The organism is Hymenobacter terricola (genome assembly GCF_017921975.2).
Classification (GTDB): Bacteria; Bacteroidota; Bacteroidia; order Cytophagales; family Hymenobacteraceae; genus Hymenobacter; species Hymenobacter terricola.
Genome location: NZ_JAGEMO020000117.1, coordinates 13,985 through 30,384 on the forward strand (window position 1 = coordinate 13,985; position 16,400 = coordinate 30,384).

At 61.7% G+C, this 16,400-nt stretch carries 10 protein-coding genes and 1 pseudogene; 4 read left to right on the forward strand and 7 right to left on the reverse strand.

Annotation, left to right across the window (positions count from 1 at the left end):
• Positions 1–39: 39 nt before the first annotated feature.
• Positions 40–1,380, forward strand: coding sequence for an NHL repeat-containing protein (locus tag J4G38_RS26105; protein WP_210521789.1), 1,341 nt, complete (start codon positions 40–42; stop codon positions 1,378–1,380).
• Positions 1,381–1,512: 132 nt separating this feature from the next.
• Here J4G38_RS26105 and J4G38_RS26110 read toward each other — a convergent pair whose 3' ends face one another.
• Positions 1,513–2,241, reverse strand: coding sequence for a recombinase family protein (locus J4G38_RS26110; RefSeq protein WP_210521788.1), 729 nt, complete (start codon positions 2,239–2,241; stop codon positions 1,513–1,515).
• 104 nt (positions 2,242–2,345) lie between these two features.
• Here J4G38_RS26110 and J4G38_RS26115 point away from each other — a divergent pair, with 104 nt between their 5' ends.
• Positions 2,346–3,026 carry a recombinase family protein gene (locus J4G38_RS26115; protein WP_210521787.1) on the forward strand — a complete coding sequence of 227 codons (681 nt, stop codon included), beginning with the start codon at positions 2,346–2,348 and terminating at the stop codon, positions 3,024–3,026.
• A 69-nt stretch (positions 3,027–3,095) separates the two neighbouring features.
• A complete protein-coding gene (locus J4G38_RS26120; RefSeq protein WP_226163889.1) occupies positions 3,096–3,536 on the forward strand; it encodes an Ig-like domain-containing protein in 441 nt (146 codons plus the stop codon).
• 4 nt (positions 3,537–3,540) lie between these two features.
• Here the strand turns inward: J4G38_RS26120 and J4G38_RS29290 are convergent.
• From J4G38_RS29290 to J4G38_RS26150, 6 genes and pseudogenes are all read right to left on the reverse strand, one after another.
• Positions 3,541–4,032: pseudogene (locus J4G38_RS29290) on the reverse strand (transposase); the annotation flags it as partial.
• Positions 3,921–4,445 carry a helix-turn-helix domain-containing protein gene (locus J4G38_RS29295; protein ID WP_210521784.1) on the reverse strand — a complete coding sequence of 175 codons (525 nt, stop codon included), beginning with the start codon at positions 4,443–4,445 and terminating at the stop codon, positions 3,921–3,923. The gene J4G38_RS29295 and the pseudogene J4G38_RS29290, both read right to left, overlap by 112 nt.
• Positions 4,446–4,658: 213 nt before the next feature.
• Positions 4,659–7,499, reverse strand: a complete 2,841-nt coding sequence (locus J4G38_RS26135; protein WP_210521783.1) for a TIM-barrel domain-containing protein — start codon at positions 7,497–7,499, stop codon at positions 4,659–4,661.
• Positions 7,500–7,613: 114 nt separating this feature from the next.
• Entirely contained in the window at positions 7,614–9,902 is a 2,289-nt protein-coding gene (locus tag J4G38_RS26140) for a glycoside hydrolase family 3 C-terminal domain-containing protein (RefSeq protein WP_210521782.1), read from the reverse strand.
• 271 nt (positions 9,903–10,173) lie between these two features.
• Positions 10,174–11,676, reverse strand: coding sequence for a RagB/SusD family nutrient uptake outer membrane protein (locus J4G38_RS26145; RefSeq protein ID WP_210521781.1), 1,503 nt, complete (start codon positions 11,674–11,676; stop codon positions 10,174–10,176).
• Between the two features lie 110 nt (positions 11,677–11,786).
• Entirely contained in the window at positions 11,787–15,014 is a 3,228-nt protein-coding gene (locus J4G38_RS26150; protein ID WP_210521780.1) for a SusC/RagA family TonB-linked outer membrane protein, read from the reverse strand.
• Between the two features lie 449 nt (positions 15,015–15,463).
• Here J4G38_RS26150 and J4G38_RS26155 point away from each other — a divergent pair, with 449 nt between their 5' ends.
• Positions 15,464–16,252: an NUDIX hydrolase gene (locus tag J4G38_RS26155; RefSeq protein ID WP_210521778.1), complete on the forward strand. Its 789-nt coding sequence runs from the start codon at positions 15,464–15,466 to the stop codon at positions 16,250–16,252.
• Positions 16,253–16,400 lie beyond the last annotated feature (148 nt).

Consider the following 16,400-nt stretch of genomic DNA (forward strand, 5'->3'; position numbering starts at 1 on the left):
GCATTGGATTTTAACTTGTTAAAGGGAGCTGTGTTGGCCATGCTGCTATCCTCACTGCTGGTAGCGCGGCCCAGCCAAGCCCAAAGCCCTAAGTGGCAGTGGGCGGCTCAGTCGACGGGCAGTGGCATTGGCCAGCTCAAAAGCCTGGCGGTGGACGCAGAAGACCATTCTTATCAAGTAGGATTTTTCACGGAAACCATCCGGTTTGGCAACACCACGCTGGTTAGCCACGGGCGGAGCGATGTTTTTGTGGCCAGGCTCTCCGCAGCCGGTACCTGGGACTGGGCCGTTGCAGTAGGCGGTGCCGACAGCGACAATGCTTCGGGCGTGGTCATTGATGCCGCCGGCCGCATCTTCATCAGCGGAAGTTTTAGCGACCAGGTACACTTTGGGGCGGTGGCACTCACAAGCCACGGTAGTATGGATGCGTTTGTAGCCCAGATTAGCCCGCAAGGCACCTGGCTGTGGGCCACGGCGGCGGGTGGCAGCGGCCTGGACCGGGCCTGTGCCCTGGCCGCCACTGCCACCGGAGAGGTAGTGGTGGGTGGACAATTTGCCGAAACGGCCGCTTTCGGCCTCAGCCAGCTCGTGAGCCATGGCGGGGAAGATGCCTTTATAGCCCGGCTCACACCAACCGGCGCATGGCAGTGGGCCATCGGGGCCGGGAGCCCTGAAAACGACGAAACCAGCGCCCTGGCCACAAACGCGGCCGGCGACATCTACGCGACCGGCTACTTCAGCAACGGCGCCCAATTCGGGGCCTCCGTCCTTACCGGGCGGGGCATGGACGATGCCTTCGTGGGCAAGCTCAGCAGCGGGGGGCAGTGGCAGTGGGCCTCAGCGGCCACCAGCACTTACACGGCCTACGGCAAAGGCATTACCGTGGACCCCGCCGGTGGGGTGTTCGTCACGGGGGCATTCTGGGGAAATGCGCAGTTTGGCGCGACCCAGCTGACCAGCAGCTCCAGCGACGACGGCTTTGTAGCCCGGCTCAACGACGCGGGCCAGTGGCAGTGGGTGGCCGTGCTGGCCAGCGACTACCTGGAGAACATTGTTGGCATTGCCCTCGACAAAATGGGCAAGCTCTACGTGGCTGGCACGTTTAGTCGCACCATTCACGGCGGGGCCTTTCAGCTCATCAGCCGTGGCAAGCAGGACGTGTTTGTGGGGTATCTGGACCGCCAAGGCTCCTGGCTGGGCCTTACGGCTGGTGGCGGGGCTGCTGCCGATGAAACGCAGGCCCTGGCCCTGGCCCCGGGCGGCGAGGTATTCGTTGGCGGAGATTTCAGCTCGGCGGCCACGTTTGGCGCTACGCAACTACAGTCGGGCACTCCGGCCGCGCAAGTATGCGTCGGGCGCGCTTCCGTGCCTCAGCCCTAGGCCATAACTGCTACAAAGGGTTTCAAAGTGGGGTCCTCTCAGAAAACGGAAAAATAGCACGTTAAAGAATTTTGCGTCGGTCATCGGGTGTGTCGCACGCATGCGAGTACTGTTGCTTGCGAATCCGCCTCCCTACACGTCTGCGTCGGCAAGCGGATGGGCTGCCGGTGGCCTTGGTTTCGTGGTGGCTCGGACGAGGAGCCGGCGGACCGTAGCTAAGTGAAAGGCTTTGCCCCGGCGGGTGCGGTACCCGGCTTCGTTGAGTTCGCGGGCAATCTGCGTCAGGTTGTGGCCTTGCAATTGCAGAAGCGTCGCCACCCGGCTCGCCTGTTTAGTGGCTTGATTTTCCCTGGCATTCTGCTGGCGCACGGCTAAGCCCCGTTGCCGGGCCTCGGCGGTCAGATTCGCCGGCGTGCCCAACGTGGCCCCCCGAGCTTTCTTGGCGGTGAGCGCGTCCTTGGTGCGTTTGGAAATGGTTTCCCGCTCGTGCTGGGCGAGCACCGCAAACAAGCCCACGGTAAGCGTATTCGCGTCGGGCATGTCGCAGCAAACAAATTCCACGCCCGCGTCGCGCAGGGTAAAGATGAAGCCCGCGTTGCGTGATAACCGGTCCAGCTTCGCGATGAGCAGCACCCCGCCCGCCCGCCGGGCGGCCGCGATGGCGGCCAGCAGCTGGGGCCGGTGGTTCTTTTTGCCGCTCTCCATTTCCACGTACTCTCCGCGCAAGGCGGCCGGGTCGGCCACGAAGGCCCGAGTCGCTGCCCGCTGTGCCTCCAGGCCCAAGCCCGACGCGCCCTGCTTTTGGGTCGAAACCCGATAGTAGGCAAAGTAGGGACGAGTGGGCAGCGAGGAAGAGCGCATAGTCAAGGAGCAAAACCGGAAGTTTTGGCAAAGCTAACACTTTTCAAACGCTCGTTTATAAGATGTAAAGGCACTACCTTGCGGGCGGTTTCACCCCCGCTTGCGTGACTTCGACGACTCCCCTGAAACGGTACACGCCTTATTATCGCGTCTCCACCCAAAAGCAGGGCGCGTCCGGGCTCGGGCTCGAAGCGCAGCAAGCCGCCGTGCGGGCCTTCGTGCCCGACCCCGCGCAGCTGTTGCCGGAATACGTCGAGGTGGAGAGCGGCAAGCACAACCACCGGCCCCAGCTGCTGGCCGCCATTGCCGAAGCCCGGCGGGTGGGGGCGACGCTGCTCATTGCCAAGTTGGACCGGCTTAGTAGAAATGCGGGGTTCATCTTCACCCTGCGCGACGCGGGCGTCGACTTCGTCTGCTGCGATATGCCCGACGCAAACACGTTAACCGTGGGCCTGTTTGCCGTGCTCGCCCAGCACGAGCGGGAAACCATTTCCAAACGCACCAAGGACGCGCTCAAAGCGAAGAAGGCCCGCGGCGCCACGTTGGGCACACCGGCCAACCTAACCGACGAGGCCCGGGCGGCAGGGCGGGCAGCGATGCAGGCCAACGCCCGAGACCACCAGGCCAACCGGCAAGCTGCCCGTCTGGCCGGCCTGTTGCGGGCCCAGGGCCACTCGTTACCTCAAATTGCGGCCGAACTCACCGCCGCCGGTTACCGCACCCGCCGGGGCGGGGCCTTTCATCCCACCACTGTGAATCGACTGCTGGAACGTGCGGTGAGCTAAGGCTAGTAATTTGCGCTGGTTATTGGTTTGGATATTCGTTTTTCTACATTCTCTACTCTATAATCGCTCGTGCCAAATTTTTATTCGCGCTTTCTACTTTGGGTGGTGTTGTGCGCTTTGACGTACCAAAGCATGGCCCAAGCGCCAGTGCTCCTCACCCGTGTTCCTGTGCGTAATGCCGTGGCTGTGAGCCTCAACAGCATAATTCGGCTCACCTTTTCTCAACCGATGAGCGCGCAGGCGGCCAGTGTGGCTGGCATCGCTGTGGCAAGTAACCTGCGCGGTCGCGTACCGGGAACGTATAGTGGAGCGGGTACGCCGACAGTGGTGTTCACGCCTTCCCAACGGCTGGTCGTTGGTGAACGCATCGACGTAACAGTCACGGCGCAAGTAACCAGTCAAGCAGGCATTGCCATGGCCAATCGCAGCAGCTATTCTTTTCTTACGGCAGCTTCCGGCGGGAGCGGCTCTTTTCCCGGGCCGCCCGAAGTGCCGTTGGCTACCATATAAGCAGTCACGCAAAACTAACCATATAATTTTTCCCAACCCGGTTCAACACGTATTCGATGCGTTGGAGCAAGGTGTGGTCGGATTGGTAGTCTTCCGGGCGTACCCAGTAGTGTTTGCAGCGGTGCCAGAGCAGCTCGATGTGGTTGAGTTCGGGGCTATAAGGAGGCAAAAACAACAGGGTTAAGCCGCTGTCCGCCCATTAAGCGTGACAGGCGCGCACCGCATGGGCCCGGTGAATCGCGGCGTTATCGAGAACCAGAACGGTGGGGCGGTCCAGGGACTGGGCGAAATCGGTGACGGCCAGCACAAAAGGGGCGGCCGTGAGGGTGCCGGGCCGCGCATAGGCTGGCAGGGGTTGCCTGGGTGCATGGGCCTGCCAGAAGCCTAGCACGGAGTGCCCGCCGCTGCCGCGCACGGCGGGCAGTTCCACCGGTGGCTGGCCCCGGCGCTGCCAGGCACAAGGGACGGGGGCTTGGCGCGAGAAGCAGCATTCGTCGACGTAGACCACGGCCACTTCGTGGCGGGCCTCGGCCCGGTGCAGTTCCCGCAATCGGACCTGACCGGCGGCAAAGGCAGCCGGGTCGCGCTGGGCCCGCAGGGAGCGTTTCCAGGTGTAGCCGGCCGCCCGCGCCAGGCGGCGCAAGGGGCTGATGTGCAGTTGAATCCCAAAGGCGCGGCGCAGGCGTGGCATCCAGCGCCGCAGCTGCTGGGGGGCCTTGCCGAGCCAGCTGCTTCCTTTTTTTTGGCGGCCGGAGGCAGTTTGGGCGGCCGGCCGGTCCGGTGGCCATCCAGCAAGCCGGCCAGGCCGTGGTCGTCCCAAGCGGTGAGCCAGCCGTGGACGGGGGCGTAACGAACGGCAAAAAAGGCCGCCAACTGGTTCAGGGTCTGGCCCCGGTGGTGGCCCAGCACGGCCTGGGCGCGCCGGCGCTGGCGGGGGGCAGGCGTGGTGGCTGCACGCGTCGAGGGTCGTGGCTTCGTCGGGGCTCAGAGCAAGGGGGGAACGCATGGACCAGAAATACAGCCCTTGAATTTATGCGCTTACTTATGCTTCACCCCTTAAAACCAATTCGCCAACAGTATCTGTTTGAAGAAGAACCGCTTTTTCACCTCGGGATTCAGCTGCTATTCCATCTTCACCGCCACCGCTTGGCCCGCATACGTCACCGTTTTATCCGCTGCCCGCTGGAAATCGACTGGTGCGGGCTTGCCCTTGCTCACCCACACCACGTTGAATGTGCGGCTGGCCACCATGCCCGGAAATGCGCCCTTGCGTTCGCCGATGGTGAGGGCTTTGGTCTGCTCATTCCAGCTTAGCGGGATGGTGGCGAAGGCGCCGTGCTCGTAGCGGTAGTTCACGTTTTCGTCCTCGTAGAGCGAGAACTGGCCGTCTTTCCCAGTGTAGACGTAGAGCGTGATGGGGTCGGCGGGCTTCTCGTCGGCGTATTGCAGCTCGGGGCCGAAGGGCAGGATGGTCCCTTCGCGCACGAACAGCGGCATTCGCTCCAGCGGGGCGGGCTCGCTGATGGTCTGGCCGCCGGGCTGGTACTGACCGGTGTAGAAATTAAACCAGCCGGTGCCGGCCGGCAGGTACAGCTGTTTGGTGCGGGCCTGGTAGTCCGTCACCGGGCTCACCAGCAGACTGGGGCCGTACATGAACTGGTTGCCGATGCCGCGCACGGCCGGGTCCTGACCAAAATCCATCACCAAGCCGCGCATGATGGTGGCATCCTGGTGGTGCACCTGGCCGGCCAGCGAGTACGTGTAGGGCATCAGCCGGTAGCGCAGCTGGTTGTAGTAGAGCATGCTTTCGTAGGCCGGGTGGCCCGCCGGGGCAATGTTGAACACTTCGCGGAACGGCAATTGCCCGTGCACCCGGAACAGCGGGCAAAACGCCCCGAACTGGAACCAGCGGGTGTTCAGCTCGCGCCATTCTTCCAGGTCTTTGACGGCCATGTTGGGCTGCTCGTAGCGGTGCTCCACGGCAAAGCCGCCGATGTCGGTGGTCCAGTACGGGATGCCCGAGAGCGAGAAGTTGAGGCCGGCCGGAATCTGGCTTTTGAAGTCTTCCCAGCGCGCGGCAATGTCGCCGCTCCAGATGGCCGCCGCGTAGCGCTGCGAGCCCGCGTAGCCCGAGCGTGTGAGCAAAAACACCCGCTGGCTGGGCGCGGTGCCGCGCTGGCCCTCGTAAATGCCCTTGGCGTTTTGCAGCGGGAAGGCGTTGAAATAGCGCGTGGAGGAACCCAGCGCGGTGGGCGTCATCAGCTCCTTGCGGGTGGCCACGTTGGTGTTCGAGTGAATGTCGGGCTCCGAAGCGTCCATCCACCAGGCATCAATGCCCTTGGCGAAGAGCTTGGTATTCATCAGGTTCCAGAAGGCGGTGCGGGCGCGGGGGTTCAGCGCGTCGTAGAACGAGGACGTGTAGCCGGGCGCAATCCAGTCCTTGGTGCGGTCGGCGATGTTGCGCGGGTAGAGGAAGCCCTGGGCATTGAAGGCATCGAAGGCCGGGATGCCCTCGTTGAACTTGGCCCACACCGAAATCATAAAGTGCATGTGCTGCGCGTGCAGCTGCTGTATCATGGCGTCGGGGTTGGGGAAGCGGGCGGGGTCGAACTCCTGGCTGCCCCACTCGGCGGGCTTCCAGTACGACCAGTCCAGCACGATGTTATCGAGCGGAATGCGGCGCTTGCGAAACTCGGCGGCCACGTCCAGTAGCTCCTGCTGGGTCTTGTAGCGCTCCCGGCTCTGCCAGAAGCCCACCGCCCAGCGCGGCATCACCGGGGCCTTGCCCGTGAGCTGGCGGTAGCCGCCAATCACCTCGTCCAGCGAGCCGCCCTGCACGAAATAATAGTCGATGCCGCGCCCCGCCTCCGAGGCAAAACTATACTCGTTGGCACTCTGGCCTTCCAGCGGCCCCAGCCACTTCAGCCCCAGGTACGACTCGCCGCCGTCGGGATTCCATTCCAGCTTGAGGGCGTATTTATGGCCTTTTTCCAGGTTCAGGGCCACCAGCGAGGTGCCAGGGTTCCAGGCCTGCCGCCACTTATCCACCTGCAACTTGCCGTCGATGTAGAGCTTGGCGTAGCCGGCGTTTTTCAGCAAAAAGTGGTGCAGCCCCGTGGTACCCGCCTCAATGGAGCCCTCCCAGGTGGCCAGCGTCTGGCCCAGCTTTACGGTTTCGGGGAAGCTTTTCTGGTCCTCCAAATACTCGTAGCTGATGACCGATTCGGGCCGCTGGGCCACCACCTGCTGGCTGTTCTTGTCGCGGTAGGTGGCCGTGAGCCAGCCCGGCGTGCCTTCCTTCGAATACAGTTTCAGGCTGGACAGCGGCTGGTAGTCGCGGGTGTCGCCCACCTTCGTGATGGAGTAGTTGTCCCACAGAATGCCGTAGTTCCGGCTCGAAATCAGAAAGGGCACCGCCACCTCGGTGTTGTTCTGGGCCAGCTCCACTTGCTGGCCCCGGTAGTTCATCACGCCGTTCTGGTGCTGCCCCAGCCCGTACAGCCCCTCATCGGCCGGCGACTCAAACGTTTGGCTCACCTGGTAAAACGTCTGCCCATCGAGCGTCACGGGCGCGAAGTTTTTGCCGCCATTGGGCCGCTCCCGCAGCATGAGATGGCCCTGCGCGTCGGCAAACGCGACTTCGCCGGTGGCCAACGTCACGGTGGCCCGCAGGCTGGCGGTGCTCAGCATGCCCAAGCCCTTTTTCTCCTGGTACTGCCAGCGTACCGGCGTAGCCGGCTGGGCCACCACCATCAGGCTGGCCTCGGAAGAAACCGAATCGAGCACGCTGGCCCGAACGCGGATAATGTGCTCGGACACCACTTGCAGGCGCACGGTGCGGGCAGCGTGGTCGTTGGGCGCGGGCAGCGTGAGCGTGATGCCGTCGGGCTGCTTTTGCACCTGCGGCTTTTGGGCCAGGGCAGCGAGTGGGGCGGCGAGGAGAAGGAATTTGGTGGGGGGCATGAGGATTGACATGAGTGGTAACATAGAGTCGCCCTCCGCGTCAGCCTCGGCCACTCTCCAAAAATGAAGGGGTGAGGTTGACGCGGAGGGCGACCCCGCAAGGCGGTGGGACTACTAAAGCGTCACCCCGCCCGTCAGGCGGATATCCCGCGACGAGCTGCCTACCAGCACGTCGAATTTGCCGGGCTCCAGCACCCAGCTTTTCTTCGCCTCATCATAATACTGAAACGCCGCCGCATCCAGCATTACGGTCACGGTTTTCGATTCGCCGGGCTTCAAAAACACCTTCTCGAAGCCTTTCAACTCCTTTTCGGGACGCTTCACGCTGGCCTTTTCGTCCTTCACGTACACCTGCACCACTTCGGCCCCGGCCACTTTGCCGGTGTTGGTAACGGTCAGCTTCACGGTGGCGCTTTTAGTGCCGGGCGTCACGGTGAGGGCGCTGTATTTGAAGGTGGTGTAGCTCAGGCCGTGGCCGAAGGCGTATTGCGGGGCCACGTTGTAGGTGTCGTAGTAGCGGTAGCCCACCCAGATGTCGTCTTTGTAAGTCTGTTTCAGGGGTTCGCCGGGGGTGCTGGGGTACTCGCCCAGCTTCATGGCGGGCGCGTCTTCCAGCTTCACGGGGAAGGTGAAGGGCAGCTTGCCGGACGGATTCACGTCGCCGAACAGGACGTGGGCCAGGGCGTTGCCGCCCTCCATGCCGGGGTACCAGGCTTCGAGCACGGCCTTGGCCTGGCCGGCCCAGGCGGCTACCTCAATCGGCCCGCCGCCGAGCAGCACCACCACGGTATTGGGGTTGGCGGCCTGCACGGCCCGTACCAGCTCATCCTGGCCGAAGGGCATTTTCAGGTCGGGCTTGTCGGTGCCTTCGGCATCGTAGGCGTTGTCGCTCCACTTGGTGTAGTCGTAGCCATGGAAGGAGCCCCCCACGTAAATCACCACGTCGGCGGCTTTGGCGGCGGCCACGGCATCGGCCAGCAGCTTGGGGTCGGCCTTTTGGTCGCGGGCGATGGTGTAGCCGGGGCTGAAGGTGACGGTGGCCGCGCTGCCCAGCGCGTTCTTAATGCCCTGCAAGGGCGTAATCTCATAGGTGGCCTTGAGCTGGGAACTACCGCCGCCGCCGGCATTCTCGCGGGTGGCGTTGGCCCCGATAACGGCCACCGTTTTCACGGTCTTTTTCAGAGGCAGAATCCCGTCGTTTTTTAGCAGGACGATGCCTTCCTCGGCCACTTTCAGCGCCGTAGCCTGGTGCTCCTTGGTATTGTAGGAGCCCGGCTGGCGCTTGGTGCCGCCCAGCATGTGCGTAGCAAACTCCACCCGCAGAATGCGCCGCACCTTGTCGTCGAGCAGGGGCACGAGCTTGGGGTCTTTTTTGATGGCTTCCAGGGCGGGGTCGGCCAGGAAAAAGCGGTTGTAGAGGCTTTGGCTGCTGCCGTTCACCAGGTCGGGCTGGCCGGTTACGCCCGAGGCCGTGGCGCTCTGGTCGAGGCCCTTGCTCATCAGCACCAAATCGGTACCCATTTCGAGGTCGGTGCCGTTGCGCAGGGCTTCCTCCGTGGAATGCACCGAGCCCCAATCACTGATTACGAGGCCGTTGAAGCCCCATTCGCCCTTTAGAACGGTATTCATCAGGTAGGCGTTTTCGGTGGCGTAGGTGCCCCTAAACTTGTTGTACGAGCCCATGAGGGCATATACCCCCCCCTGCTGCACGGCGGCCCGGAAGCCCGGCAGGTAGATTTCGCGCAGGGCCCGCTCGCTCACGTTCACGTCGATGTCGTCGCGGTGGACTTCCTGGTTGTTCAGGGCGTAGTGCTTCACGCAGGCCGACACGCCCTGCGCCTGCACGCCCTTGATGTAGCCCACCACCATGCGCGACACCAGGAACGGGTCCTCGCTCAGGTACTCGAAGTTGCGCCCGTTCAGCGGGGCGCGCACGATGTTGATGCCGGGACCCAAAATCATGTCCTTGCCCCGGGCGTTGGCTTCCTGGCCCAGCACGGTGCCGTAGGCAAAGCCCAGGGCGGGGTTCCAGGTGGCGGCCAGGGTGTTGTTGGTGGGCAGGTAGGTGCCGGCGTCTTTGGCGTCTTTCACGCCGCGCCAGTCGCGGCCCTGCTCGGGGCGCACGCCGTGGGGGCCGTCGGAGGTCATCAGCTCGGGGATGCCCAGGCGGGCAATGCCGCCCGAAGCAAAGGCCGAATTGGCGTGAATCATCTTGATTTTCTCCTCCAGCGTCATCTGCTTGAGGAGCGCCTCAACTTTGGCGTCGTTCGCCGTGAGAGCGGCCTGTTGGCTGGCCACCGCGGTGGCAACGGGCTTGTGCTGGGCCGCCGCCGGGCCGACCGCCGCGAGCGTGTAAAAAGCAGCACCCAGGAAAACCGGGAAGCGGGGGAATTTGTGGGACATGAGAAGGGTGAAAGAGCGTGGTGGCGGGCGGTGGCTAACGCTCGCCGCACGGACGTAAATGAGGGTTGGAATTAACTGAAAAAACATCCCCGGCCAGCCGATTTGCTGTTCCCACCACTCGGCGGCTGGCCGGTTCCGTTTTTTAAATGGATTTCTACTGCCGTTTTCAGGTCGGTATGTTGTAGTTGGTCAGGCTCATGCACAGGGTATGGAGACGTGCCGTGTCGCGTCTTTACACCCCCATACAGTTGAAACCTGCCCTCACTAGCGTTTAATAGCCCGGATTCTGGGTCAGGTTCGGGTTCACATCGCGCTCAACCTGCGGAATGGGCAGTAAATCATTGAACGGCTTGATGCCCTTGGCGATTAGGTTGGGGTTGTTAAGCAGCGTTCTCGTGCGCTTCAGGTCGTACCAGCGGTCCATCTCGAAGGCCAGCTCGTAGCGGCGCTCTTTCAGCACGGTGGCTTGGCTGGTATTGGTGGCAGCGGGCAGGCCGGCCCGCGTCCGTATTGCGTTGAGGGCCGCCAGCGCGCCGGTACCGCCTGCCTCGGCCTTAATCAGGTACACATCGGCGAGGCGCAGAATGGGCACATTGAGGGGCGAATCCCAGATGGTGGACAACGTACCGGAGTAGAATTTGCGCACGTTGAACCCGTTGGGGTCGCCCTCCAGCCGGGCGGGCTGCACCTGCATGTTCCCCTGGGCATCCTTGGGGCCGTCCGTGTACAGGTCGCCGGGCACGAACATCGTCACGGCCTTGCGCCGGTCGCCGGCCTCGTAGCCGTCCGCAAACTCCCGCTCCGGGATGTTGAAGCCGTAGCCGCCGCTACTCACCACGTAGGGACTGCCGAAAAAGCGTGCGCCCCAGAACTCGTTGATGGCCGAGCCCGGCCCTTCGAGAATGTAGCCATTCAGGCCACTTTTGAACTGCACCTCGAACAGCGACTCCTTGCCATTCTCGTTTTCCAGCTTGAAGTTGTCGCCGTAGTTGGGCCACAGCCCTTTGCCATCGGCCAGGGCCGCGGTGATGGTCAAATCAGCCTGCCGGGCGGCGTTGGTCATGTCGCCCTGCGTGAGATACACCTTGGCCAGGATGCCCATCGCCGACAGCTTGCTGGCCCGGCCCACGTCCTCGCCCGAGTAGGCAGAGGGCAGGGGCAGGGTATTGATGGCTTCGGTCAGGTCGATGATAATCTGCGCATACACCTTCGCCGCCGTCTCGCGGGTCACGCTGGCCGCGGCGGCCGGGCTGGCGGCGGGAGTCAACACCAGCGGCACGTCGCCGTAGGCCCGCACCAGGTAGAAGTAGTACAGGGCCCGCAGAAAATGGGCTTCGCCCAAGGACCGGCTTTTGATGGCCGCGTCTATCACCGTGATGTTTGGTACGTGCAGCAGGACCTGATTGGCCGCGCCGATGCCCAGGTAGGCCCGCTGAAAGTGGTCCGTGGTGACGGGGTTGCTGGGCGGAATCGTGTAGTTGTCGAGCTGCTGAAACTCGATGCCGTCGGCCGCGCCGCCGCCGCCCACATAAGAGTTGTCGGCCATGATATCCATCATCCAGAGCGAGTGGTTCACCATGCCGGCCTGCTGCAGCTGGGCATACGCCGCGTTCGTGGCCTGAATGGCGTCGGTCTGGGTCGTGTAAAACGTCTCGGTCGAGGCCGCATTGCGTGGCTGGACCTCCAGATAGTCTTTGGTGCAGCTGGTGCCGAGCAGCCCCAGCGTGAGCAGCATCGTGCCCAGGGCTTGTTTTTTGAAAAATAACGGGTTCATCAACTTGATAAGTTAAGAGTCAGAAATGGGAGAAGAGATAGCGATAAAGGGTTGATGATTGGGGCCAAAGCAGAAAGGCACTACCCGCATCACGAACCCTGCATCACTGGCTAAAAGCCGATGTTTACCCCGGCCAGGAAGGCGCGGGCCTGCGGGTAAATGCCGCGGTCGACGCCCAGGCTGTTGCCCTGGTTGCCCAGCTCCGGGTCAAACCCGGTGTATTTGGTGAAGGTGGCCAGGTTCTGGGCACTCACATACACGCGGATGCGCTGGCTGTGCAGCGTCGTGAGCAGCGACTGGGGCAGCGTGTAGCCCAGCGTGAGCAGCTTGATGCGCATGTAGGAACCGTCTTCCAGGTAATGGCTCGATATGCGGTTGTTCTGGTTCGGGTCGTTGAACACGGCACGGGGCACATCGGTGTTGGTGTGCGTCGGCGTCCAGCGGTCCAGCGCGATGGTGCCCGCGTTGGAGGCCGCCGCCAGGCCGCCTTCCAGGTAGTAGCGGTTCAGGTTGTACACGTCGTTGCCCTGCGAGCCTTGCAGGAATACGTTCAGGTCGAAGCCCCGGAAGGTAAACGTGTTATTCAGGCCATACGTGAACTTCGGGTTCGGATTGCCGATGAAGGCGCGGTCGTCGTCATTCACCACGCCGTCGCCGTTCACGTCCTTAAACTTGATGTCGCCGGGGGCCGTGCCCGAGCTCTGGTAGAACCCGGTGGGGGACTTCGCGTTCAGTCCGGCCAGCTCATCATTCGTCTGAATAAGGCCATCGGCCACGAAGCCGTAGAACGCACCCAGGGGCTGGCCTACGTCGTAGCGCACCAGGCTGGACCCACCCCGGATGCCCTGCCCGTTGAAGGGCTTGCCAATGCCCAGCGAAGTAATCTCGCTGCGGTAGGCCGATATGTTCAGGGTAGTGCTCCAGGTCAAGCCTTGGTCGGTGCTCACAAAGTTGTTGGTGGTGACGGACAGGTCCACGCCCCGGTTCCGGGACGCGGCGGCGTTGGTCGGTACCGCATCGCGGGTGCCCGAGACGTAGGTAGCCGGCACGTAGAGCAGCAGGTTGGGCGAGGTGCGGGTGTACAGGTCGAGCGAGGCACTCACGCGGTTCTGGAACAGGCCCAGGTCCACGCCCACGTTATACTGCTCATTGGTTTCCCAGGCGATGTCAGCGTTGGCCAGGCGGGTCGGCACGCTGCCCTGCGCCGTGGCCTGGCTGCCCGTGCCGAAGACGTAGCCCGTACCGGGCCCGCCGTACGAGCTAATTGAGGAGTTAATGAGGGCGGTGTACGCAAAGGTGCCCGCATTCAATGGGTTGCCTACTTTGCCGTAACCCACGCGCAGTTTCAGGTTGCTGATGGCGGCCACTTCCTTGATGAAGTTTTCTTCCGACAGGCGCCAGCCCGCCGATACGCCGGGGAAGAAGCCGATGCTGTTGGCGCGGCCGAAAGCCGACGAGCCGTCGAAGCGGGCAATGGCCTGGAAGAGGTATTTGCCGGCAAACTCGTAGTTCAAGCGGCCAAAGTAGCTGAGCAGCCGGCTGCGGCTGCTGCCGCCAAAGTTGGCTATCTGGGCGTTAATCGGGCCCTGGTCCAGAATCTGCAGGGTATTGGTGGGGTAGCCGGTGCGGCTGCCGCCCAGGTAGAAGTTGTCGAACTGCTGGGCCGATTGGCCGAGCAGCAAGGTCAGGTGGTGATTGGCGCCAATCGACCGGTCGTAAGTGGCAGTATTCTCAATCAGGTAGCTGGGCGAGTAGGTAGAGCTGCTGCTGGCAACGGCATTCTGGGGGTTGTATTTCGACGACCCGACGATGGAAGGACTGAACTGGTCGTTCTGGTTGAACTGCAAATCAGCGCCGACGCTGCTGCGCAGGCGCAAGCCGGTCAGGGGCTCCAGCTCCGCGTAGAACGTGGTAGTCGCGCGGTTGCGGTTGTTTTTGTTGGTCGCCCGCAAGGCTTTCGTCACCGGGTTTTCCTCACCGAAATTATCTTCCAGCGTGCTGCCGAACTCGTAAAACCCGCCGCTGGCGTTGTACACCGGCAGGAAAGGTGGCGCCTGGATAGCCAGCTGGATAGGGCCACCGAATTCGTCGTTTTCGCCATTCAGCGGATGCTCTTCCTGGTGGCTGAGGGCCAGCGTATTGCCAATTTTAAGGATTTTGGACAACTGAACCTCGCCATTCGTGCGCAACGTGAAGCGCTGAAAATCGGAGCCGATAATGATGCCGTCCTGCTGAAAATAGCCCGCACTTATCGCGTAGCGCGCCTTTTCGCTGCCACCGGTGGCCGAAATCGAGTAGTTCTGAATCTTGGCCTGGCGAAAAATCTGGTCCAAAAAGTTGGTGGAGGGCAGGGCCGCAATTTTGGCGGGCGAGTCAAAACGGGAGTTGAGTGCCCGCGTATCGGTCGGAAACTGGGTGTTGTAGTTTTTGCGGGCCTCGTTGTTGAGCTCAGCATATTGCTGGGCATTGAGCAGGCCCACCTTGTGCCACACGTTCTGCACGCCCACGTAGGAGTCGATGTTGATATTGGAGGTGCCGGCCTTGCCACGCTTCGTGGTAATCAGCACCACGCCATTGGCGGCGCGCAGGCCGTAGATGGCCGTGGCCGACGCGTCCTTCAGCACGTCAATGGTTTCAATGTCATTCGGGTTGATGCTGTTAATCTCCGTACCCGTTGCGTTGCCATTGCCGTCCACCGCCGAGGGCAGCGGGAAACCGTCCACGACGTAGAGCGGCGAGTTGTTGCCGGCCGAGGTAATACCCCGCACTCGGATGGACGTACCGCCCTGTCCGCCCGGCGCGCCCCCGTTGGACACAACCTGCACGCCCGCCGCGCGGCCCTGAATGGCCTGGGCCGGGTCGGCCACCGGCTGCGAGGCAATGTCGCGCCCCGACACCGAAGCCACGGCGCCGGTCACGCTCTGGCGCTCCTGCGTGCCGTAGCCCACCACCACCACTTCTTTCAGCGCCTGCGTATCGTCGACCAGCCGGATGGCCAGGCTGGCGTTAGCGCCGGTCACCGGCACTTCCTGCCGCACAAAACCTACTGAGCTGAAGACCAGCACGCTGTTCTCGGGCACACTGAGGCTGAAGCTGCCATCGGCCCCGGTGGAGGTGCCGGTGCTGGTGCCCTTCACGAGCACCGTCACGCCGGGCAGGCCCTCGCCGTTGGGCTGAGTCACGCGGCCCGACACGGTCACGTCCGCCACTGGGTTAAGTGCCCAGGAAGCGGCAGCAGCGCGGGGCTCCGCAACTGCGGGGTTCGAAATCGATTGCAGGCCGCTTACAGTAAGGAGTACTGCACCCTGTAAAAGGTTTTTGTAAAAGAATGGAAGCATATGTTTGGGATTAAGTGGGAATTTTTAGTGAAAATCGGAGTTTTTGATGCCAACCCAATGGCCAACAGGCAAGCTGAGCCGGGTGCTGACAGCATCCTGGAAATCATTTCTAAATCGGATGAAAATTTGAACTTACTTGTTATAAGTGCTTTATCACAAGCTCTTTGTGAAGCACTGTTATGTGTTCAGCTCACACATATGGGCAGGAAACGATTGCGGAATTTTACCGGTCGGGAAGGGAAGGGTACACTGGTCGCGGGACTCGGTTGGAAGGGGCAGTGCCAAAGGGATGCCGGCAACGGCCGTAGGAAGGATAAAGCACCAGCCGGTTAGGGCTAACAAGGGACGCTCAAGCGGGGTAGTACAAGCGCCTTTTCTGCGATATTTGCGTGGTAAATGTAACCACAATTTTCTAATGCGTTTACTTTACGCAATAAAAAATTTATTTTATGAATAATCCCGAAGACGTTGTTGATTTCGTGCACAACGGGCACAAGCGTTATTTGCCGCATCTATCCATTGATTGCGTAATATTTGGCTACCACGACCAGCAGCTAAAAATTTTGCTAATTCGCTACCACGACCAGAAAAACTGGAGCTTGCCCGGCGGCTATGTGGAGCGCCGAGAAGCCTTAACAGATGCCGCCTACCGCATCCTGTATGAAAAGACACGGCTGACCAATCTGTTTTTGCAGCAGTTTTACATCTTCGGCGACAGCCCCATCCGGCTGAACCACATCGAAATCCAGAACAACCACAACAAGGTGTATGCAAAGGCCAATATTGCCATCAACGACGACCACTGGTTGTCGAAGCGCACGCTTTCGATTGGGTATTACGCCCTCGTGGATTATCAGGCAGTCACCATCAACCCGGAGTTTTTGGTGGAAGGGTACAATTGGGTCGACATCAACAGCGTTCCGCAATTGCAGTACGACCACAACGAAATCATCGACAAGGCGCTGGTAACGCTTCGCTCGCAGATTTACCAGCAGGCCATTGGACAAAACCTACTGCCGGAGAAATTCACGCTTCCGGAAATTCACTCCTTATACGAATCCATTCTGGACCGGCAGTTCGACCGCCGCAACTTCCGCAAAAAGCTGCTCGCCCTCGGCCTCGTCACGCAGCTGGAGGAACGACGGAAGATTGGGCAACACCGCTCGCCCTTTTTGTATGCGTTCAATCCAGAAGTCGCAAATAAGCCGTTTGAAGAAGGAGCGTCAATGGTGTTTTAGGACGTGTGAACAATTAAGGTAGCTTTGAAGATGCAAAAAGACCGCACATTCCTGACCGACCCGCACTGGCAACGCCTTTCGCCACTCTTGCCGGGCCAAGCGAATGCCTGCGGCGTGACGGCCAAGGACACGCGCTTGTTCGTGGAGG